The sequence below is a fragment of the Agrococcus sp. GCM10030265 genome, from assembly GCF_042666675.1.
In the GTDB taxonomy this organism is placed as follows: domain Bacteria; phylum Actinomycetota; class Actinomycetes; order Actinomycetales; family Microbacteriaceae; genus Agrococcus.
In genome coordinates, this window is the sequence record NZ_JBHTCZ010000004.1 from 351,210 (window position 1) to 371,012 (window position 19,803).

Annotated in this window: 18 protein-coding genes and 1 pseudogene; 12 read left to right on the forward strand and 7 right to left on the reverse strand. The window is 74.2% G+C overall.

All coding sequences use genetic code 11. The annotated features are described in order from the left end of the window. Positions 1-17: 17 nt before the first annotated feature. Genes cofE through ACFQPP_RS13410 form a run of 4 tightly spaced genes read left to right on the forward strand, consistent with a single transcriptional unit; the run spans position 18 to position 5,222 of the window. Positions 18-908: a coenzyme F420-0:L-glutamate ligase gene (cofE, locus tag ACFQPP_RS13395; RefSeq protein WP_376917140.1), complete on the forward strand. Its 891-nt coding sequence runs from the start codon at positions 18-20 to the stop codon at positions 906-908. Further along, the gene (locus tag ACFQPP_RS13400) at positions 905-1,834 is read left to right on the forward strand and encodes an AAA family ATPase (RefSeq protein WP_376917141.1); all 930 of its coding nucleotides are present in this window, start codon (positions 905-907) and stop codon (positions 1,832-1,834) included. The genes cofE and ACFQPP_RS13400 overlap by 4 nt, the downstream gene beginning before the upstream one ends. Beyond that, the gene (locus tag ACFQPP_RS13405) at positions 1,834-2,919 is read left to right on the forward strand and encodes a DUF58 domain-containing protein (protein ID WP_376917142.1); all 1,086 of its coding nucleotides are present in this window, start codon (positions 1,834-1,836) and stop codon (positions 2,917-2,919) included. The genes ACFQPP_RS13400 and ACFQPP_RS13405 overlap by 1 nt, the downstream gene beginning before the upstream one ends. After that, entirely contained in the window at positions 2,916-5,222 is a 2,307-nt protein-coding gene (locus tag ACFQPP_RS13410) for a transglutaminase family protein (protein WP_376917143.1), read from the forward strand. The genes ACFQPP_RS13405 and ACFQPP_RS13410 overlap by 4 nt, the downstream gene beginning before the upstream one ends. Positions 5,223-5,270: 48 nt before the next feature. On the opposite strand, the gene ACFQPP_RS13415 is transcribed toward ACFQPP_RS13410, so the two are convergent. The 5 genes and pseudogenes from ACFQPP_RS13415 to ACFQPP_RS13435 form a co-directional block, all read right to left on the reverse strand. Continuing rightward, positions 5,271-6,041 carry an ABC transporter ATP-binding protein gene (locus ACFQPP_RS13415; protein WP_376917144.1) on the reverse strand — a complete coding sequence of 257 codons (771 nt, stop codon included), beginning with the start codon at positions 6,039-6,041 and terminating at the stop codon, positions 5,271-5,273. Next, positions 6,038-7,066: a putative F420-0 ABC transporter permease subunit gene (locus ACFQPP_RS13420; RefSeq protein ID WP_376917145.1), complete on the reverse strand. Its 1,029-nt coding sequence runs from the start codon at positions 7,064-7,066 to the stop codon at positions 6,038-6,040. Before ACFQPP_RS13420 ends, ACFQPP_RS13415 begins: the two co-directional genes overlap by 4 nt. A gap of 31 nt (positions 7,067-7,097) precedes the next feature. After that, positions 7,098-8,078: a putative F420-0 ABC transporter substrate-binding protein gene (locus tag ACFQPP_RS13425; RefSeq protein WP_376917146.1), complete on the reverse strand. Its 981-nt coding sequence runs from the start codon at positions 8,076-8,078 to the stop codon at positions 7,098-7,100. A 229-nt stretch (positions 8,079-8,307) separates the two neighbouring features. Further along, a pseudogene (locus ACFQPP_RS13430) lies at positions 8,308-8,556 on the reverse strand (HNH endonuclease); the annotation flags it as partial. Between the two features lie 21 nt (positions 8,557-8,577). Beyond that, positions 8,578-9,714 carry a DUF222 domain-containing protein gene (locus ACFQPP_RS13435; RefSeq protein WP_376917147.1) on the reverse strand — a complete coding sequence of 379 codons (1,137 nt, stop codon included), beginning with the start codon at positions 9,712-9,714 and terminating at the stop codon, positions 8,578-8,580. 161 nt (positions 9,715-9,875) lie between these two features. On the opposite strand from ACFQPP_RS13435, the gene ACFQPP_RS13440 reads away from it, so the two are divergent. The 8 genes from ACFQPP_RS13440 to ACFQPP_RS13475 all read left to right on the forward strand — a co-directional run bounded on the left by ACFQPP_RS13440 (position 9,876) and on the right by ACFQPP_RS13475 (position 17,660). Further along, entirely contained in the window at positions 9,876-10,724 is an 849-nt protein-coding gene (locus ACFQPP_RS13440; RefSeq protein ID WP_376917148.1) for a nitrilase-related carbon-nitrogen hydrolase, read from the forward strand. A gap of 12 nt (positions 10,725-10,736) precedes the next feature. Then, a complete protein-coding gene (gene hydA, locus ACFQPP_RS13445) occupies positions 10,737-12,173 on the forward strand; it encodes a dihydropyrimidinase (RefSeq protein ID WP_376917149.1) in 1,437 nt (478 codons plus the stop codon). Between the two features lie 3 nt (positions 12,174-12,176). Then, the gene (locus ACFQPP_RS13450; protein ID WP_376917150.1) at positions 12,177-13,193 is read left to right on the forward strand and encodes a TIGR03842 family LLM class F420-dependent oxidoreductase; all 1,017 of its coding nucleotides are present in this window, start codon (positions 12,177-12,179) and stop codon (positions 13,191-13,193) included. Positions 13,194-13,287: 94 nt separating this feature from the next. Then, positions 13,288-14,646, forward strand: coding sequence for an aspartate aminotransferase family protein (locus ACFQPP_RS13455; RefSeq protein ID WP_376917151.1), 1,359 nt, complete (start codon positions 13,288-13,290; stop codon positions 14,644-14,646). Next, positions 14,643-15,353, forward strand: a complete 711-nt coding sequence (locus ACFQPP_RS13460) for a Type 1 glutamine amidotransferase-like domain-containing protein (RefSeq protein WP_376917152.1) — start codon at positions 14,643-14,645, stop codon at positions 15,351-15,353. Before ACFQPP_RS13455 ends, ACFQPP_RS13460 begins: the two co-directional genes overlap by 4 nt. Continuing rightward, entirely contained in the window at positions 15,350-16,027 is a 678-nt protein-coding gene (locus ACFQPP_RS13465) for a uracil-DNA glycosylase (protein WP_376917153.1), read from the forward strand. Before ACFQPP_RS13460 ends, ACFQPP_RS13465 begins: the two co-directional genes overlap by 4 nt. Beyond that, positions 16,028-16,615: a GNAT family N-acetyltransferase gene (locus ACFQPP_RS13470; RefSeq protein ID WP_376917154.1), complete on the forward strand. Its 588-nt coding sequence runs from the start codon at positions 16,028-16,030 to the stop codon at positions 16,613-16,615. It abuts the gene before it with no gap. A 118-nt stretch (positions 16,616-16,733) separates the two neighbouring features. Continuing rightward, positions 16,734-17,660 (forward strand): hypothetical protein, encoded by a 927-nt coding sequence (locus tag ACFQPP_RS13475; RefSeq protein WP_376917155.1) that lies wholly within the window; start codon positions 16,734-16,736, stop codon positions 17,658-17,660. A gap of 54 nt (positions 17,661-17,714) precedes the next feature. On the opposite strand, the gene ACFQPP_RS13480 is transcribed toward ACFQPP_RS13475, so the two are convergent. Continuing rightward, on the reverse strand, positions 17,715-18,365 hold the full coding sequence (locus ACFQPP_RS13480; RefSeq protein WP_376917156.1) for a response regulator: 651 nt from the start codon (positions 18,363-18,365) through the stop codon (positions 17,715-17,717). Continuing rightward, positions 18,362-19,798 carry a histidine kinase gene (locus ACFQPP_RS13485; RefSeq protein WP_376917157.1) on the reverse strand — a complete coding sequence of 479 codons (1,437 nt, stop codon included), beginning with the start codon at positions 19,796-19,798 and terminating at the stop codon, positions 18,362-18,364. The genes ACFQPP_RS13480 and ACFQPP_RS13485 overlap by 4 nt, the downstream gene beginning before the upstream one ends. Positions 19,799-19,803 lie beyond the last annotated feature (5 nt).

Consider the following 19,803-nt stretch of genomic DNA (forward strand, 5'->3'; position numbering starts at 1 on the left):
CGACCGCGAGCACGCGCGTGACGCGCCTCGAGGCGTGGTCGGTCGACGGCATCGGCGAGATCGCCGCCGGCGACGACCTCGCCCGCATCGTGGGCGATGCGATCGCACCGCACGCACCGGCCGCGGGCGACGTCGTCGTCGTGACGAGCAAGGTCGTGTCGAAGGCGGAGGGGCGGATGCGGCATGCGGCCGACCGCGAGGAGGCCATCACCGAGGAGACGGTGCGGATCGTCGCGAGCCGCGCGCATCCCGGCGGGGTGACGCGCATCGTGCAGGACCGCAACGGCTTCGTCATGGCGGCTGCGGGCGTCGACGCCTCCAACACGCCCGAGGGCACGATCCTGCTGCTGCCCGTCGATCCCGACGGGTCGGCGCTCGCGCTCGCGTCGGCGCTGCGCGAGCGGTTCGGGGTGCCGTTGGGCGTCGTCGTGAGCGACACGTTCGGCCGCCCGTGGCGCGCAGGGCAGACCGACGTCGCGATCGGCGCTGCGGGGATCCGCGTCATCGAGCCGCTCGCGGGCAGCGTCGACACGCACGGGCGGCCGCTCGTGGTGAGCGCCCCCGCGCTCGCCGACGAGATCGCCTCCACCGCCGAGCTCGTGGCGGGGAAGACGAGCGGAAGACCGGTCACGATGGTGCGCGGCCTCGCACGCCACGTCACGGCGCTCGACGAGCCGGGCGCGCGACGCCTCGTGCGCGACGCCGACAGCGACATGTTCCGGCTCGGCTCGGCCGAGGCGCACGCGGAGGGCTTCGCCGAGGGCCGCGCCGCCGGCTACGCCGAGGGCCTCGCGGCAGGCCGTGCCGAGCGCGATGCGCGCCACGACCGCGACACGACCATCCGTGCGGCGGTCGGCACCGAATCCCCACAGGACGGCGTGCCAGACTCCGCGCGGGGGGTGCGATGACGAAGCTCGCAGAGGCCATCGAGGGTGCCGTGGGCACCGTCATCGACGGCAAGCCCGACGAGATCCGCACCGTGCTCACCGTGCTGCTCGCCGAGGGTCACATCCTGCTCGAGGACGTGCCCGGCGTCGGCAAGACGCAGCTCGCGCGCGCGTTCGCCGCGGCGATCGGCGGCAGCGTGCACCGCATCCAGTTCACGCCCGACCTGCTGCCGAGCGACATCACGGGCGTGTCGATCTACGACCAGCGCGAGGGCCGCTTCGAGTTCACCCCGGGGCCCGTCTTCTCGAACGTCGTCATCGCCGACGAGATCAACCGCGCGAGCCCGAAGACGCAGTCGGCGCTGCTCGAGTGCATGGAGGAGGGGCAGGTCACGGTCGACGGCGTCACGCACCGGCTGCCGCGGCCGTTCATGGTCATCGCGACGCAGAATCCCATCGACATGGACGGCACCTACGCGCTGCCCGAGGCGCAGCGCGACCGCTTCATGGTGCGCCTGCAGCTCGGCTACCCCGACGAGGCCGCCGAGCTGCGGATGGTGCAGGCGCGCAAGACGCACACGCCGCTCACCGACCTCGACACCGTCGTCTCGAGCGGCGAGTTCCAGCGCGAGATCGACGCGGCGCACGCCGTGCGCGCCCACGAGCTCGTCGAGCAGTACGCCGTGCGCATCGTGCGCGCCACCCGCGAGCAGCAGGTCGTGCGCGTCGGTGCGAGCCCCCGCGCCACGCTGCAGCTGCTGCGCGCCGCGAAGGCGCGCGCGCACCTCGAGGGCCGCGACTGGCTCTCGCCCGACGACGTCAAGCTGCTCGCCCGCCGCGTGCTGCCGCACCGCATCCTGCTGCACGACCAGGCGGCGACGATCGACGACGCCCTCCACGTCGTCGACCGGGTGCTCGACACGACGCCGGCGCCCCGGGCGCGGTGATGCGGCTGCGGCTCACGGTGCGCGGGTTCGCGCTCGCGTGCGCCGCCGTCGCCCTCGGCATCGCCGCGTACTGGACGCTGCAGAGCGCGCTGCTCGTGCCCGCGGTGCTCGCGGGCGGCGTGGTCGTGGCAGGGCTCGTGCTGCTGCTCGTCGCACCCGCGGGCCGCGACGTCGAGTGGTCGCCTCCCGCCGTCGCGGCCGAGGGCGTCGACCTCGACGTGCCCGTGCGGCTGCCGAGCGCCTACGTCGGCGGCTGGTGGCGGCCGCAGACGTCGCTCGACCCCGTGACGTTCTCGTGGGATCGGCTCGAGGATGCGCAGACGGCGCTGCGCGTGTTCGCGCCGCACCGCGGCGTGCACCGGCTGGGGCCCGTCCGCGTCCGTCGCCGCGACCCGCTCGGCGCGTGGCTGTCCACGCGTCGCCTCGACGCCCTCGGCGAGCTCGTCGTCGGCCCTCGCGTCACGCCGCTCGCGGCATCGGCCGTGCTGGGCCATGGCATCGACGCGTCGTCGAGTCGCATCGGGCAGGGCGACCTCGTCGACCAGATCGTGCGCGACTACCGCGCAGGCGACCCCGTGCGCCGCATCCACTGGCGGCAGACGGCACGGCACGGCAGCCTCATGGTGCGTCAGGAGCAGCCGCCCGCGACGCCGCGCGTCGTCATCGTGCTCGACACGCTCGCCGAGGGCTGGCGCGACGACGACGAGCTCGACGAGGGCGTGCGCGCCTTCGCGTCGCTGTGCCTCGCCGTCGCGGGCCAGGGGCTGCAGGTCGAGGTGCGCGAGACGGGCGCCGCCCAGCTCGACGAGGACCGCATCCAGGGCCGCACGGCGCTGCTCGACGCGTGCGCCCGCCTCGAGCCCACGCGGGTCCTCGCCGACCGCGGCGGCGTCGGCATCGGCGTGCAGGGCCCCGCCCTCGTCGTCGCGGGGCTGGGCAGCCCGTCGCTGCGACGCCTCGTCGCCGACCTCGCACCCGGATCCACCGTGTGGAGCGTCACCGACGACGAGCGCACGGTGCCGAGGCAGGTGCGCCACATGCGCTGGGACGGCGGCCACCCGTACGAGGTGCGGAGGTCGCGATGAGCGTCGCCCCCATCATCGAGCCGGCGCTCGACCCCGCACCGCAGCAGCCGCGGGAGAGCGCCGAGCGATCGCCGGCGCGACGCGGCACGTCCGCGGGGCGGATCTGGCTGCACGGCCTCCTCGTCGCGGTCGCCGTGCCCGTGTCGCTCGCGCCGCTGACGACGGCGATCTCGGGCGGCTGGACGAGCATGGCGGTGGCGTTCGCCTGCGCCCTCGCCCTCGTCGCGGTGCTCGCTCGGCTGCTCGGCGCCCGCGCGCTCTCGCCGGTGCTCGTCCTCGTCGTCGGCGTGCTGTGGATCACGAACGCCTCGGCGGCTGCGGAGGCCGTGCTGGGGGTCGTGCCGACGCGCGAGTCGATCGCCGAGACGGGTCGCGTGCTCGTCGACGGCTTCGTGCAGGTGCTCTACGCCCCGTCGACGCCGTTCGAGTCGACTGCCGAGATCACGGCGCTCGCGCTCGTGGCCGTGCTGCTGCTCGTGCTGCTCGTCGACGCCATGCTCGCGCTCGGCGCGCCCGCGCTCGCAGCGGCGCCGCTCATCGCGCCCGCGCTCGTGCCGATGGCGTTCCGCATCGAGCTCGACCCGGTGGCGCTCGTGCCCGTGGCCGCGGCGATGGTGGGCGTGCTCGTGCTGGGCCAGCCCGGCCGCATCCGCCGCCGCGCCGTCGTCGCCGGTGCCGTCGTGGCGATGGCGGCGGTGGTCGCCCCCGCCCTGCTGCCCGCGCCGAGCGAGGCCGACATCGCGTGGCCCCGCTGGCTCGAGGGCCCCGCGACGGGCCCTGGCGTCGCGGCCGGGCCGCCGCGGCTGTCGACGGGCATCGACCTCGCCGCCGACCTCCAGCGCGGCTCGCCCGTGCGCATCTTCGACTATGCGCCGAGCGACGGCCTGCCCCTGCGGATGCGCCTCACCTCGCTGCAGGGCATCGGCCCCGACGGGTTCGTCGAGCAGCGCGGCGAGCTCGACACGTCGTTCGACGACCTGGGGGGCACGGGCCCCGGATCGCCGATCTCGACCCGGATCACCCTCGGCCGCGCCTTCATCGGCAACGTGCCGATCCCGGTGCAGTCGACGGCGACGGGCGACTTCTCCGGCACCTGGCGGTGGGATCCGGCGTCGCAATCGATCGGCTTCACGGATCCCGACCGCATCGTGTCGCTCAACGACCAGACGTACTCGGTCGCGAGCGTGCGGCCCGCGCCCATCCCGGAGGGGGAGTCGCCGACGTCGACGGGCGAGCAGGGCGCGCTCGAGGTGCCCAGCGAGGCCGCCGCGTTCGCCGACGTCGCCGCCGAGGTCGTCGACGAGGCGGCCCCGCCCCTCGTGCGGGCGCAGCAGCTCTTCGACCACTTCACCGACGACTCGTGGGCGTACTCGGAGGACGTGCCCCTCGACGGCTTCGGCACCGACGACGGCGGCCAGTGGTCGGCGCTCGAGTCGTTCATGGATGCGCGCTCCGGCTACTGCGTGCACTACGCCTCGTCGATGGCGATCACGGCGCGCGCCGCAGGCATCCCCGCGCGCGTCTCGATCGGGTTCCTGCCAGGCACCGATCCGCAGGCCGACGGCACGTACACCGTGACGACGAACGACATGCACGCGTGGGCCGAGCTGTGGTTCGACGGCTACGGATGGGTGCCGTTCGACACGACGCCCGCGATCGCGACGGGCGGCACCGTGGCGTCGGCGGACGACGACGACGACGCCGGCGCGACCGAGCAGCCCGCGCTGCCCTCGCCGACCGCCGCCGCGCCGTCGGCCGCCGCCCCCGCGCCGTCGGATGCCGCCGCCTCGCCGTCGGCGTCGAGCGAGCCCGGTGCGGCGCCGACCCCCACGGTGGGGCCGGAGGCGCTCGCGGGCCCACGGCTCGACCTCGTGGTGCGCCCGCTGCTCGTGGCGCTCGCGATCGTCGCGCTGCTGCTGGCACCCGCCGGCGTGCGCGAGGTGCTGCGCAGGCGCCGCATCGCCGAGGGTGCGGGCGGAGCGCTGTGGGAGGTGCAGGCGACGCTCGCCGACGCAGGCAGGCGCATGCCGACGTCGAGCACGCCGGGTGAGATCGCCGCCGCCGTCGCGGCGCTGACGCTCCGGGAGCCCGAGCGGCATGCGCTCGACCGGCTGCGCGACGCCGCCGAGCGCGAGCGCTTCGCCGACGAGCCGTCGACGACGCATGCCGAGGATGCGCGGGCGGTGATCGCGGGCATCCGCCGCACGATCCCGCGCCGCGAGCGACTACTGCGCACGCTCGCGCCGCCGAGCCTCGTGCGCGTGTGGGGGAGGCAGCGCGAGCCGGAGGACGTGGTCGGCTAGCGCCTCGGGTGCCTGCGAGCGCACGCCGACGTGGGTCGCCGCGGGCGCCTAGGGCAGCGCGACGGTCACCGCGGGGCGGCCCGTGAGCGGATCCGGCCCGACGTGGGCGCGCACGTCGTAGACCGCGGCGATGCGCTCGGCCGTCAGCACCTCTGCGACGGGCCCGGCCGCGGCGAGCCGCCCGTCGGCGAGCAGCGCCACGTGGTCGGCCCACCCGGCGAGCGTGAGGTCGTGCAGCGCCGCGACGACCGTGACGCCGTCGTCGGCGAGCGAGCGCAGCAGCGCGATGGTCTCGAGCGAGGCGCGCACGTCGAGGTGGTTCGTCGGCTCGTCGAGCACGAGGATGCGCGGCTCCTGCGCGAGGGCGGCAGCGAGCCGCACGCGCTGCCGCTCGCCGCCCGAGAGGGTCGCGAACGAGCGGTCGGCCCACGCCGCCGCGCCCGCGCGAGCGAGCGCATCCGCCGCGATCGCGCGGTCCTCGCGGCTCGTGGCCCCGAGGAGGCTCTGGTGCGGCATGCGACCGAGCATCGCGACCTCGAGGCACGTGAGCGCGAGCTCGCTCGCCGCCTCCTGCTCGACGACCGCGATGCGCCGCGCGCGCTCGCGGCGGCCGAGCGTGCGCAGGCTCGTCCCGTCGAGCAGCACGTCTCCGCCGGTGGGCGTCTCGACGCCCGTGAGCTGTCGCAGCAGCGTCGACTTGCCCGAGCCGTTCGGCCCGACGAGCGCCGTGAGGCCCCAGGCGGGCACGACGAGGTCGATGCCGTGCAGGATGCGTGTGCCGTCGACCTCGACGACGAGCCCGCGCACCTCGAGCGTCACGCCGACCTCCGCTGCCGCAGCAGGATGGCCGCGAACGCAGGGGCGCCGACGAGCGCCGTGACGATGCCGACGGGCAGCTCGCGCGGCTCGAACGCCGTGCGGGCGATCGTGTCGGCCGCGAGCAGCACGAGGCCGCCGGCGAGGGCCGACAGCGGCAGCAGCGCGCGGTGCCCGGGCCCCGTGAGCAGGCGCACGGCGTGCGGCACGATGAGCCCGACGAAGCCGATGGAGCCCGAGACCGACACGAGGATGCCCGTGAGCAGGGCCGTCGCGCCGAGCAGCAGCAGGCGCGTGCGCCCGGGATGGATGCCGAGCGACGCCGCGTGCCGATCGCCGAACGCGAAGGCGTCGAGTCGCCTGGCGACGAGCACGATGGGTACGACGATCGCGACGAGCCCCGCCCACGTGAGCCACACGGCCTCCCAGCGCGCGGCGGCGAGCGTGCCCATGAGCCAGCCGAGGATCTCGCGGTAGGAGTCGCCCGTCACGACCCAGAAGATGACGAGGCTCGTGACGGCGCCGAGCATCGACGACACCGCGAGGCCCGCGAGCACCGTGCGGGTGGGCGTGACCTGCCCGATGGCGGTCGCGAGGCCCACGGTCATCGCCAGCGCGAGCGCCGCGCCGCCGAACGCGGCGACGGGCAGGGGGATGGCGATGCCGAGCAGCAGCGCGCACACGGCGCCGAGGGATGCGCCCGACGACAGACCGAGCAGGTAGGGGTCGGCGAGCGGGTTGCGCGTGACCGACTGCATGACGGCGCCGCACACGGCGAGCCCCGCGCCGACCGCGATCGCGACGAGCACGCGCGGCACGCGCCGCTGCCACACGATGCCGTCCTCGATCGTCGACAGCACGGGCTCGCCGAGGCCGAGGCGCGCGCCGATCGTCGCCCACACGTCGCCGAACGAGAGGTCGGCGGCGCCGAGCACGACCGCGAGGGTCGCGAGGATCGGCGTGGCGACGGCGAGCGCGACGGCGCCGACGACGACGCGTCGTCGCCGCCTCGCCGCCGCCGCCGTCATCGCACGCCCTCGACCTGCTCCGCGCGTCGCGTCAGAGCGCGATCTCGGAGACCTGCAGCGCCACCGACTGCGCCGCCTCCGCCGTGCGCACGCCCGCCTCCGATGCCGCGAACGGCACGATGACGTAGCGGTGCTGCTGCACGGCGGTGAGCTGCGAGAGCGTCGGGTCGGCCTCGAGGTACTCGATCTTGTGCTCGGCGGTGTTCCAGTCGCTGTCGACGATCACGAGGACGTCGGGGTCGGCGGCGAGCACCGACTCCCAGCCGTAGGGCGACCATCCGCCCTCGAGGTCGGCCGCGACGTTCGTGAGGCCCGCGGTGTCCATGATGAGCTGCGGTGCGCCCTGACCGGCGCCCACGTACGGCGTCTCGGTGCCCGACGACCACCACAGCGTCGTGAGGTCGCGGTCGTCGGCCACGATCGCGTCGACCGTCTCCCGCTGGTCGGCGAGCACCTCGGAGGCGTCGACGTCGAAGACGTCGGCGAGCTGCTCGACCTCGGCGGCGATGTCGTCGAACGTCACCTCGGTGGGTGCGTCGGCGCTCATGCACGCCGTCGGCCACACGTACGTGCCGACCCCGAGCTCCGCGAGCTCGTCGCGCGTGCCCACGGCGTCGGCTGCGAACGCCGACTCCCATCCGGAGAACACGAGGTCGGGCTCGAGCGCGAGCACCGACTCCGCGCCGGGCATGCGCTCGTCGATGACGGGCAGGTCGGCGTCGGTCGAGAGCGTGTCGGGCAGCGGGCCGTCCTGGAAGGCCGTGCCGACGATGCGGTCCTCGAGGCCGAGGGCGACGAGCGCCTCCGTCGTCGACGACTTGATCGTGACGACGCGCTCGGGGGCGGCGTCGAACGTCGCCTCGAAGCCGCAGTTGTCGACGGTGGCGCCTGCGGCGGCCGACTCGGAGGCGGATGCGGCGGGCGCCTCGGACGATCCGGGGGATGCCGTGGATGCGCAGCCGGCGAGTGCGAGCGCGGTGACGAGGGAGACGGCGGTGAGGGATCGACGCATGGAGGGCCTTCCGGGCATGCTGACGCGAACTTCGACGAGGGTTCGCGCGCGGTGATAGTGCCCGGCGCATCCGTCAGCCTAGCCGCGTGCGGCGGCTTCGAGCGCCAGATCGTGGAGCGGTGCGTCGACGTGCGTGTGCGTCCGTCGGGCGGCTCGTCGACCCGATCGTCGATCCGCTCCTCGCTGCAGCCGCCGCCGCGACGTGGTCGGACCCGACGGCGCGGCGCGGTCAGGCCGTGGCCACGGCTGGCCGGCGGCCCGGTGCCGATGCCCAGCGTCGGCGCCGGCCGCGGGCGCGCGCTGGTCGCGCCGCCGTGACGCGCCACCGCAGCCCGCTGCCCGATGGCGCACGCTCGATCACGAGCGCCTCGCGGTGCACCTCGTGGTGGTGGAAGGAGCAGAGCAGCATGCCGTTGTCGACGTCGGTCGGACCGTCGAGGCTCCAGGGCGTGACGTGGTGCGCCTCGCACCAGCCGGGCGGCGCCGTGCATCCCGGCGCTCAACAGCGGCGGTCGCGAGCGGCGATGGCGCGGCGCTGCGCGGGCGAGAACAGCCTGCGCGTACGGCCGAGGCGGAGGGGCTCGCCGTCGTCGTCTCCGACGAGCACGGGGTGCACGAGGCCGTCGCAGACGATGCGCGCGACGAGGGCGGCGGTCGCCGGTGCGCCGGAGCGCTGCACGTGCGCGCGATCGGCAGGGCGCACGGCGCGGCCCTCGAGATCGGCGAGGGTCGTCGTCACGACGAGCGTGGGCGCACCGCCGCCGGTGCGCGGCGCAGTGGTCGCGGCGTGGGAGGCCACGATCGCGACGAGGGCGTCGATGCGGCGCTGCTCGATGGATCTGCCGTCGCACGCGGCCTCCGACCCGTCGGGATCGCTGCCATCGTCGGCGCAGTCGAAGCGCACCCTGCGGGGTGCGACGTGCGCGTCGAGGGCGGTCTGCAGCACCTCGCCCTGCTCGGGCGTGCACAGCATGCGAGCCACGAGCATGCCGTCGCGCCGCGAGGAGAAGGAGAGCGAGCGCAGCTCGCGCTGCCGCTCCTCGTTCGGCTCGGTGCCGTCGGGATCGAGGAAGTCGACCCACGTGGCGACCTGGCAGCGCAGCAGCGCCGGCGGGACCGGCGTGTCGCCGCCGGCTCCCGTGGCCGCGGCGACGAGCTCGATCTCGGCGCGCTCGAGGTCGCAGGAGGCGACACGGCCGCCCGTCGCCGCGAGCCCGGCCACGATCTGCTCGGCCTGGGACACCGTGATGGTCGCGGCGTCGAGCGCTGCGGCCACGTGCGGCATCCGCACGGGGATGGGCGCGCCCGTGAGGCCTACGCGGTCTCGCGTCGCCTGCGCGACCTCGCAGATCGAGCGCGCCTCGGCGCGGCGCAGACCGAGCCGATGCTCGACGGCCTCGACGAGCGACCGATGCCCGCCCGTCCGCACGAGGGACTCGCCGGCCGGCACCTGCTCGCATCGGGCTGCCGCCTCGCCGACGAGCTCGACGATCGCCGCATCGATCTCGCGGCGCCGCGCGGCGAGCTCGTCGAGCGCGGCGAGCACCTCGGCATCGAGCAGCGACGCCGCCCGCACGGAGCCCGCGACGAGCGCATCGACCACCGCCGTCTGGGCCGCCACCTGCTCCGCTCGCATGCCACGAGGATACCGCCGAATCGAACGTACGTTCGAACGAGGCTGGGCCTGTGGAGAAGTCGCCAGCCCGCATCCGAAGATCACGATCAAGCCTGCAACCCTGGCGCAACACCATGGAAACGTCGGAGGATCAGAGTTCACGCAACGGAGCGGAGCCCAGGATGACCATCGTCACGGCAGCGATCACGCAGACCACGTGGACCGGCGACAAGGAGTCGATGCTCGATCGCCACGAGGCGTTCCAGCGGGAGGCCGCGGCGCAGGGCGCCCAGGTCATCTGCTTCCAGGAGCTCTTCTACGGCCCCTACTTCGGCATCACGCAGGACAAGCGGTACTACCGCTACGCCGAGCCCGTCGACGGCCCCATCGTGCAGCGCTTCGCGGCGCTCGCGAAGGAGCTGGGCATGGTCTCGATCCTGCCGATCTACGAGGAGGAGCAGACGGGCGTGTACTACAACACGACCGTCGTCGTCGACGCCGACGGCTCGATCCTCGGCACGTACCGCAAGCATCACCTGCCGCATCTCGACCGGTTCTGGGAGAAGTTCTACTTCCGCCCCGGCAACCTGGGCTACCCGGTGTTCGACACCGCGGTCGGCAAGGTCGGCACGTACATCTGCTACGACCGCCACTTCCCGGAGGGCTGGCGAGAGCTCGGCCTGAACGGCGCCCACATGGTCTTCAACCCGAACGCGACGAAGCCCGGGCTGTCGAACCGGCTGTGGGAGGTCGAGGGGCCCGCCGCGGCGGTCGCGAACGGCTACTTCGTGCTGCAGCCGAACCGCGTGGGCCGCGAGGACGACGAGTACGGCGACCTCGCGGTCGACTTCTACGGCACGAGCCAGGTCATCGACCCGCGGGGGAACTTCGTCGGCGAGCGGGGCTCGAGCGAGCACGAGGAGCTGCTCGTGCGCGACCTCGACCTCGCGATGGTGCAGGAGATGCGCGACGACTGGCAGTTCTATCGCGACCGCCGGCCCGACTCGTACACGCGGATCGCGCAGCCGTAGGGGAGGGTGACCATGACCACCACGCTCATCGCAGGCGGCACCGTCGTCTCGTCCACCGGCCGATCGGCGGCCGACGTGCTCGTCGACGGCGAGACCATCCGAGCCGTGCTCGAGCCCGGCTCGACGCTGCTCGGCCACGACCTCGCCGCATCCGTCGACCGCGTGATCGACGCGACGGGCCGCTACGTCATCCCCGGCGGCATCGACGCCCACACGCACATGCAGCTGCCCTTCGGCGGCACCTTCGCCTCCGACACGTTCGAGACGGGCACGCGGGCGGCGGCGTGGGGCGGCACGACGACGATCGTCGACTTCGCGGTGCAGCGCACGGGCGAGCGCCTGCAGGACGGCCTCGCCGCCTGGCACGAGCTCGCGGCCGGCGAGTGCGCCATCGACTACGGGTTCCATCAGATCGTCGGCGGCGTCGACGACGAGTCGCTGCGCGCGATGCGCGGCCTCGTCGACGAGGGCATCTCGAGCTTCAAGCTCTTCATGGCCTACCCGGGCGTCTTCTACTCCGACGACGCGCAGATCCTGAAGGCGATGCAGGTGTCGGCCGAGACGGGCCTCATGACGATGATGCACGCCGAGAACGGCCCGGCGATCGACGTCATCGCCGAGCAGCTCGTCGCGCAGGGGAGGACGGGCCCGTACTTCCACGGCATCGCGCGCGCCTGGCAGATGGAGGAGGAGGCGACGCACCGCGCGATCATGCTCGCGAACTACACGGGAGCGCCCCTCTACGTCGTGCACGTGAGCGCGAAGCAGGCGGTGCAGCAGCTCGCGTGGGCGCGCGACCAGGGCCAGCAGGTGTTCGGCGAGACGTGCCCGCAGTACCTGTACCTGTCGCTCGAGGAGCAGCTCGGCGCGACGAGCGCCGAGTGGGGCGAGCTCGAGGGCGCGAAGTGGGTGTGCTCGACGCCGCTGCGGAGCCGCGAGGAGGGCCATCAGGACCACATGTGGCAGGCGCTGCGCACGAACGACATCCAGATGGTCTCGACCGACCACTGCCCGTTCTGCATGAAGGACCAGAAGGAGCTCGGCCGCGGCGACTTCCGCGCCATCCCCAACGGCATCGGGTCGATCGAGCACCGCATGGACCTCATGTACCAGGGCGTCGTGACCGGCAGGATCACGCTCGAGCGGTGGGTCGAGCTCACGTCGACGACGCCGGCGCGCATGTTCGGCATGCACGGTCGCAAGGGCGTCATCCAGCCCGGTGCCGACGCCGACATCGTGCTCTACGACCCGAACGGGCACACCTCGATCGGCATGGGGAAGACGCATCACATGAACATGGACCACTCGGCGTGGGAGGGCTACGAGATCGACGGGCACGTCGACACCGTCATGGCCCGCGGCAAGGTCGTCGTCGACGACGGCGCCTACCGCGGCTCCAAGGGCGACGGGCGCTTCGTGAAGCGCGGCCTGTCGCAGTACTTGGCCTGAGCCATGGACTTCGGCGCCGTCTTCCAGACCAACCCGCCCTCGGCGCGGGTCGTGCAGCTCTCGCAGCTCGCCGAGGCCCACGGCTTCAGCCACGTGTGGACCTTCGACAGCCACCTGCTGTGGCAGGAGCCGTACGTCATCCACTCGGCGATCCTCGGCGCGACGCGCAGGGTCACCGTCGGCCCGTTCGTCACGAATCCCGCGACCCGCGACTGGACGGTCACGGCGAGCGTGTTCGCGACGCTCAACGAGATGCACGGCAACCGCACGGTGTGCGGCATCGGCCGCGGCGACTCGGCCGTGCGCGTCACGAACGGGGCGCCCACGACGCTCGCGACGCTGCGCGAGGCCGTGCACGTCATCCGCGAGCTCGGCTCGTCGCGCGCCGTCGAGCACAACGGCGCCACCCTGCGGCTGCCGTGGTCGCGCGGCTCCGAGCTCGAGGTGTGGGTCGCGGCGTACGGACCGAAGGCGCTCCAGCTCGCGGGCGAGGTGGCGGACGGCTTCATCCTGCAGCTCGCCGACGTCGACGTCGCCAGGTGGATGATCCAGGCGGTGCGGGATGCGGCGGCGAACGTCGGGCGCGACCCCGACGACGTCACGATCTGCGTCGCGGCGCCCGCGTACGTCGGCGACGACGTCGCGCACCAGCGGGAGCAGTCGCGCTGGTTCGGCGGCATGGTCGGCAACCACGTCGCCGACATCGTCGCGCGCTACGGCGACTCCGGCGCGGTGCCGCAGGCCCTCACCGACTACATCGCAGGGCGCACGGGCTACGACTACAACACGCACGGCCGCGCCGACAACGACCACGTCGACTTCGTGCCCGACGACATCGTCGACCGCTTCTGCCTGCTCGGTCCCGTCGAGGCGCATGTCGCGCGGCTGCGCGAGCTCGCCGACCTCGGCGTCGACCAGTTCGCCGCCTACGTCATGCACGACGACAAGGAGGAGACGCTGCGGCTGTACGGCGAGCACGTCATCCCCGCGCTCGCCGAGCACGTCGCGGCGAGGTCGTGACGCGGCGCACCCGAGCGGCCGACGCCGGATGACCTAGCGTGGGAGGCGCGCAGCCCGGCTGCGCGCCTCCCGCATGGCCCTCGAAGGAGCAACCATGACCGACACGGTGCTGAACGACGCGGCGCCCGCACCGCAGCCCGACCCGGCTGCCGGCGACCGCGCCCGAGCGCTCGACGCCCACGTCTTCCACTCCTGGTCCGTGCAGGGGCAGACGAACCCGTTCGCCATCGCGGGCGGCCGCGGCACGACGGTGTGGGACCACGACGGGCGCGAGTACCTCGACTTCTCGAGCCAGCTCGTCAACACGAACATCGGGCACCAGCATCCGACGGTCGTGGCAGCCATCAAGGCCCAGGCCGACGTGCTCACGACCGTCGCGCCCGCGACGACGAACCTCGTGCGCGGCGAGGCCGCCGCCGCCGTGCTCGCGCACGCCCCCGGCTTCCAGAGCGTGTTCTTCACGAACGGCGGCGCCGACGCCATCGAGAACGCCATCCGCATGGCACGGCTCCACACGGGCCGCGACAAGGTCGTGTCGCTGTACCGCTCGTACCACGGCAACACCGGCGCCGCCGTCGTCGCCACGGGCGACTGGCGCCGCGTGCCCAACGAGTTCGCACGCGGGCACGTGCACGCCTTCGGGCCCTTCCTGTACCGCTCGGAGTTCTGGTCCGAGACGCTCGAGCAGGAGTGCGAGCGCGCACTGCACCACATGCGCCGCGTCATCGAGGCCGAGGGCCCCGAGTCGGTCGCCGCGATCCTCGTCGAGGCCATCCCCGGCACCGCAGGCGTCATCGTGCCGCCGCCGGGCTACCTCGCGGGCCTGCGCGCACTCGCCGACCGCTTCGGCGCGATGCTGATCATGGACGAGGTCATGGCCGGGTTCGGCCGCGCGGGCGAGTGGTTCGCGCACGACGCGCACGACGTGCGGCCCGACCTCATCGCCTTCGCGAAGGGCGTGAACTCGGGCTACGTGCCCGTCGGCGGCGTCATCGTGAGCCCCGAGATCCACGAGACGTTCTCGCGGCGCGTCTTCCCGGGCGGCCTCACCTACTCCGGGCACCCGCTCGCCGCGGCATCCATCGTGGCGACGCTCGGCGCCATGGCCGACGAGGGCATCGTCGACAACGCCAGGCGCATCGGCACCGACGTGCTGGGACCGGGCCTCGCCGAGCTCGCCGAGCGTCACGCCATGATCGGCGAGGCGCGCGGCGCGGGCGTGTTCTGGGCGCTCGACCTCGTCGCCGACCCCGAGACGCGCGAGCCCGTCGGCGCCGACGTGATCGGTGCGCTCAAGGGCGCCCTCCTGCGCCGCGGCCTCCTGCCGTTCGCGGCCGACAACCGCATCCACGTCGTGCCCCCGTGCGTCGTCACCGACGACGAGGTGCGCCAGGCGCTCGCGATCTACGACGAGGCCTTCGCAGAGGTCTCGGGCGCGGAGGTCGCAGCATGAGCGTGCATCTCATCGGCGGCGGCTGGGCCGAGGACGAGACGGCGTGGACGGGCCGCTTCGTCGAGGAGGCGCGACAGCGCGCAGGTGGACGCCCCACGATCGCGGTCGTGCTGTGGGCGCCGACGGTCGCCGAGGGCGAGGGCTGGCACGACGAGTACCGCGCCGACCTCTCGAAGCACGACTGCGAGGTGCGGTTCGTGCAGCTGAGCGCCGACCGCGTGCTCGACGCAGCCGACCTCGCGGGCGCCGACGGCATCTTCGTCGGCGGCGGGCTCACGCCCGGCTACCACGAGGCGATCATGCCGGCCGCGCAGGCCATCCGCGAGCTCGTCGCCGACGGCACGCCCTACGCGGGCTTCTCCGCAGGCGCGATGATCGCCGGCGACGTCGCGCTGCTGGGCGGCTGGCGCATCGGCGGCGTCGAGGTCACCCAGGAGCGCTCGAGCGAGGGCCTCGACGACGTGACGCTCGCCGAGGGGATCGGGCTCGTCGACGTCGTCGTCGACGTGCACGCCGCGCAGTACGGCAACCTCGGCCGCGCCGTAGCGATCGTCGACGCCGAGCTCGCCGAGCGCACCGTCGCGATCGACGAGCGCACGTCGCTCGTCGTCGGCGCGCAGGCGCTCGTCGCCGCGGGCGAGGGCAACGTCTACGTCTGCACGAAGGACGGCCCCCACGTGCAGGTCGCGGTGCTGGGCGGGCGATGACGCAGCCGCTGTCGGCGCTCGTCGACCCGGGATGGGCCGAGGCGCTCGCGCCCGTCGAGCCCACCATCCGGCAGCTCGGGGAGCGGCTGCGCGAAGAGGTCGCCGCCGGCCACCGCTACGTGCCCGACGGCCCGCGCGTGCTGCGCGCGTTCGAGCGGCCGCTCGCCGACGTGCGCGTGCTCATCGTCGGTCAGGACCCGTACCCGACGCCCGGCCACGCCGTCGGGCTCTCGTTCTCGGCCGACCCCGCCGTGCGCCCCGTGCCTCGCTCGCTGCAGAACGTGTACCGCGAGCTCGAGTCCGACCTCGGCATCCCGCCGGCATCCACGGGCGACCTCACGCCGTGGGCCGACCAGGGCGTCCTGCTGCTGAACCGCGTGCTCACGACGCGCGAGGGCGTGTCGGACGCGCACAAGGGCTGGGGATGGGAGGCCGTGACCGAGGCCGCCATCACGGCCCTCGCACGCCGGCCCGAGCCCCTCGTCGCCGTGCTGTGGGGTGCGAAGGCCGGAGCGCTCGCGCCGCTGCTCGCAGGCACCCCCACCGTGGCGAGCGCGCATCCGTCGCCGCTGTCGGCGTCGCGCGGCTTCTTCGGCTCGCGGCCCTTCTCGCGCGTGGACGCGCTGCTGCAGCAGCAGGGCGCACCGCCCATCGACTGGCGACTGGAGCGGTAGATGCTGCCCGAGGAGTACGACCGGCGCCGCGTGCTGCCGCGCCACCTGCGCGTCGTGCGCGCCGAGCCGGAGTTCTCCTACGTCATCCGCCCCGCGACGATCCGCGACCTGCCGGCCGTGCGATCCATCCACGCGCACTACGTGCTGAACTCGTCGGTGACGCTCGAGGATCGGCCCAAGACGCCGCAGGAGTGGCGCAGGCTCTTCGACTGGCTCGAGCGGCTGCGACTGCCGTTCCTCGTCGCCGAGTCGGGCACGCGCACCATCCTGGGATACGCGCTCGCGGAGCCGTGGAAGCCGCGCAGCGCGTACCGCAAGGTCGTCGAGCACTCGATCTTCCTCGCGCCCGCATCCACGGGCCGCGGGCTCGGGCGTGCGCTGCTCGTCGCGCTCGTCGACGCGGCCGCCGCGACGGGCTGCAAGGAGATGATCGCCGTCATCGCCGACGAGAAGGCGGAGGCATCGATCGCGCTGCACGAGCGGCTCGGCTTCCGCGAGACGGGCCGCATGGGCAAGGTCGGCCGCAAGTTCGGCCGATGGCTCGGCACGATCACGATGGTGCGCAAGCTGAGGCGCTCGGGCCGCTGACCCTTCTTCCTGAGGTTCTCGGCCGCTTGTGAGGTCGAGAGCGGCCGAGAACCTCAGAGGGGTCGCGGGGATGCCCGAGTCGTCCTAGCGTGCAGGGGGACGACGAGCGGGGGATGCGGTGCGAGCGACGGGACGCGACGGGGCTCCAGCGTGGCCGGGGCTGCCCGAGCTGCGGCCCGCATCCGTCGTGCCGCGGTGGCGCGCATGGGTGGCATGGCTGCTCGTCGCGGTGCCCGTGCTCGTGTGCATCGTGGCCGACACGACGGCGAGCGTGCGCGGCGAGGTCGCGCCGAACGCCCTGTCGCCGTGGACGGGGCTCGCGCTGTGCGCCGCGTGGGTGCCGCTGCTCGCGCGGGCCGTGCTGCCGCTCGCGCGCCTCGCGCCGTGGATCGAGGCGGCATGCGCGGCGCTCGCGGTCGTCGCGATGGTGCAGCGCATCGAGGTCGCGTTCGGCTGGCTGCTCGCAGGCCTCGGGGCCGTGCTCGCCGGGGCCCTCGTGCTCGGGCTGCACCGGCGCCCGCCGCGCATCGCCCGCATCCCGGCGCCCGACGCGGCCGCCCGGCCCGCGCATCCCTCGACGGGCGACCTCGCGTTCTCGGAGACGTCGAGCGACCCCGCGCGGGCCGCGCTCGTCGTCGTCGGATGCGCCGTCTTCGCCGCCATCGGGCTCTGGCAGGTCGTGTCGATCGGCGCGTTCGGCTGGTGGTACGTCGTCGCGGCCGTCGTCTGGCTCACGGGCAGCGTGCCGTGGATGCTGCGCGTCACGCTCGACCGCGCGGGGCTCGTCGTGCGCTCGCTCGTGCTGCCCTTCGCGCTCCTGCGGGTGCCGTTCGCGAGCATCGCGGATGCGTCCGCCGGCATCGTGCATCCGCGGCACTGGGGCGGCACGGGGCTCGTCGCCGACGAGCGCCTGACGACGATCCTGCGCACCGAGGGCGCCGCGCTCGTCGTGACCCGCACCGACGGCACGCAGGTGGTCGTGAACGTCGAGCGACCCGACGTCGCGGTCGCGACGCTCGACGCGCTCCGCGCCGCAGACTCCTGAGGTCCGCGGCCGCTGCTCACCTCAGCAGCGGCCGAGCACCTCGGAGGGAGAGGGTCAGCGGCCGACGAGGCCCAGGTCGTAGCCGAGGATCACGAGCTGCACGCGGTCGCGCGCGTCGAGCTTGCGCAGCAGCCGGCCCACATGGGTCTTCACCGTCGACTCCGACAGCACGAACCGCGCCGCCAGCTCGTCGTTCGTCAGCCCCTCCGCGATCGCGACGAGGAACTCGCGCTCGCGCGGCGTCAGCACCTCGAGGGCGGATGCGTCGCCCGGCTCGGGCGCCGACGACGCGAAGTGGTCGAGCATCCGCCGCGTCACGGTGGGCGCGAGCACCGCGTCGCCGCCGTGCACCGCGCGGATGGCGGCGACGAGCTCGGCCGGCCGTGCATCCTTCAGCAGGAAGCCGCTCGCGCCGGCGCGCAGCGCGGCGTAGGCGTACTCGTCGAGGTCGAACGTCGTGAGCACGAGCACCTTCGGCGTGGGTCCGGATGCGGTGATGCGCTCGGTCGCGGCGATGCCGTCGACGCCGGGCATCCGCACGTCCATGAGCACCACGTCGACGCCGCCGCGCGCCGCGAGCTCGACGGCGCCCGCCCCGTCGGCGGCCTCGGCGACGACCTCGACGTCGTCCTCCGCCTCGAGCACCATGCGGAAGCCGACGCGCACGAGCGCCTGGTCGTCGACGAGCAGGATGCGGATGGTCATGGGTGCTCCGGTGCGGATGGGCGGGCGGGGGACGGCGCTGGGCTCGGGGTGGGCGGCGCGTGCGGGGCGGGCGGCGCGGGCGGCACGGGCGGCGCGACCGGCGTCGGCGGCACGGCCGTCGCCGGCTCGGCCGTCGCCGGCTCGGCCGTCGCCGGCTCGCTCGATGCCGGCATCACGGGCGCCGCCGCCGCGAGGCTCGATGCGACGGGTGCGCGCAGCGTCGCGACGACGCGCCACCCGTGGGGCGACCGCGGCCCGGCCTCGACCGAGCCCGCGAACATCGCGACGCGCTCGCGGATGCCGACGAGCCCGCGCCCGGCGCCCGTGGTCGTCGCGGGGGCGCCCGTGCCGTCGTCGACGACCTCGACGCGCACGTCGTCGCCCTCGTGCCGCACCGTCACCTCGACGCGGGCGGCGTCGGATGCGTGGCGCATGACGTTCGTGAGCGACTCCTGCACGATGCGGTGCACCGTGAGCGCGAGCGCCTGGTCTGCGATGGCGGCGCCCGACGTCGTCAGCCGCACGGGCATCCCGACGTCGCGGAACGACGCGACGAGCGCCTGCAGGTCGCCGGCGGCGGGCTGCGGCGCGCGGTCGGCGCCGTCGCCGGGCTCGCGCAGCACGCCGAGCAGCCTGCGCATCTCGGCGAGGGAGTCACGGCCCGTGTCCGCGACGCGACGCATCGTCGCCTCGGCGCGCTCGGGATCGCGCGAGGCCTGCGCCGCCGAGCCCTCGGCGAGGGTCACCATGACGGTGAGGCCGTGGCTGACGACGTCGTGCATCTCGCGCGCGATGCGGGCGCGCTCGGCGGCGACCGCGAGCTGCGACTGCTGGTCGCGCTCGCGGGCGGCGTCGTCGGCGCGCGCGATGAGCGCCGCCACGTACGCGCGTCGCCCCCGCACCGAGGTGCCGAGCAGCACGGCGACGACGTAGGAGGCGAGGGTGACGAGGTTCACCGACACGACGGGGCCGACGCCCATGGGCTCGATCGTCGGGATGACGAGCGACGCGACGAGCGAGGTGAGACCAGCAGCCGCGACGCCGATCCACACGTGCAGCGGCCTGCCGTACGCGCCGATCGAGTACAGCGCGACGTAGATCGCGACGAAGCCGCCCGCGGCGGCCTCCGACGGGATCGCGAGCAGCGCCGCGACGATCAGCACGACGACGAGCGGCCTGCGTCGCCGCCACAGCAGCGCACCGCCGCCGACGATCGACGTGCCGAGCATGAGCAGGCCCTGCCAGCGCTGCGACGCGTCGAAGGTCGCGAGCAGGACGGCGATGAGCGCGACGGGCAGCTGCGAGCCGACCGCGAGCGTCCAGTCGACGAGCCGCGGATGCCGGGCCGTGAAGCGCCGCAGGACGCCGGGCGGGCGGGGGAGCGGCAGGGAGCCCCCGACGCGCACGTCGGGGGCTCCCTGCTGGGTCGTCATGCCTG

Bases quoted from the DNA above. Each gene is read 5' to 3' on its own strand.
- ACFQPP_RS13400 (WP_376917141.1), top strand. From the start codon at position 905: ATGACGAAGCTCGCAGAGGCCATCGAGGGTGCCGTGGGCACCGTCATC.
- ACFQPP_RS13420 (WP_376917145.1), bottom strand. From the start codon at position 7,066: ATGACGGCGGCGGCGGCGAGGCGGCGACGACGCGTCGTCGTCGGCGCC.
- ACFQPP_RS13485 (WP_376917157.1), bottom strand. From the start codon at position 19,798: ATGACGACCCAGCAGGGAGCCCCCGACGTGCGCGTCGGGGGCTCCCTG.
- ACFQPP_RS13470 (WP_376917154.1), top strand. From the start codon at position 16,028: ATGCTGCCCGAGGAGTACGACCGGCGCCGCGTGCTGCCGCGCCACCTG.
- ACFQPP_RS13405 (WP_376917142.1), top strand. From the start codon at position 1,834: ATGCGGCTGCGGCTCACGGTGCGCGGGTTCGCGCTCGCGTGCGCCGCC.
- ACFQPP_RS13425 (WP_376917146.1), bottom strand. From the start codon at position 8,078: ATGCGTCGATCCCTCACCGCCGTCTCCCTCGTCACCGCGCTCGCACTC.
- ACFQPP_RS13465 (WP_376917153.1), top strand. From the start codon at position 15,350: ATGACGCAGCCGCTGTCGGCGCTCGTCGACCCGGGATGGGCCGAGGCG.
- ACFQPP_RS13410 (WP_376917143.1), top strand. From the start codon at position 2,916: ATGAGCGTCGCCCCCATCATCGAGCCGGCGCTCGACCCCGCACCGCAG.
- hydA (WP_376917149.1), top strand. From the start codon at position 10,737: ATGACCACCACGCTCATCGCAGGCGGCACCGTCGTCTCGTCCACCGGC.
- ACFQPP_RS13450 (WP_376917150.1), top strand. From the start codon at position 12,177: ATGGACTTCGGCGCCGTCTTCCAGACCAACCCGCCCTCGGCGCGGGTC.
- ACFQPP_RS13460 (WP_376917152.1), top strand. From the start codon at position 14,643: ATGAGCGTGCATCTCATCGGCGGCGGCTGGGCCGAGGACGAGACGGCG.
- ACFQPP_RS13440 (WP_376917148.1), top strand. From the start codon at position 9,876: ATGACCATCGTCACGGCAGCGATCACGCAGACCACGTGGACCGGCGAC.
- ACFQPP_RS13455 (WP_376917151.1), top strand. From the start codon at position 13,288: ATGACCGACACGGTGCTGAACGACGCGGCGCCCGCACCGCAGCCCGAC.
- ACFQPP_RS13480 (WP_376917156.1), bottom strand. From the start codon at position 18,365: ATGACCATCCGCATCCTGCTCGTCGACGACCAGGCGCTCGTGCGCGTC.
- ACFQPP_RS13435 (WP_376917147.1), bottom strand. From the start codon at position 9,714: ATGCGAGCGGAGCAGGTGGCGGCCCAGACGGCGGTGGTCGATGCGCTC.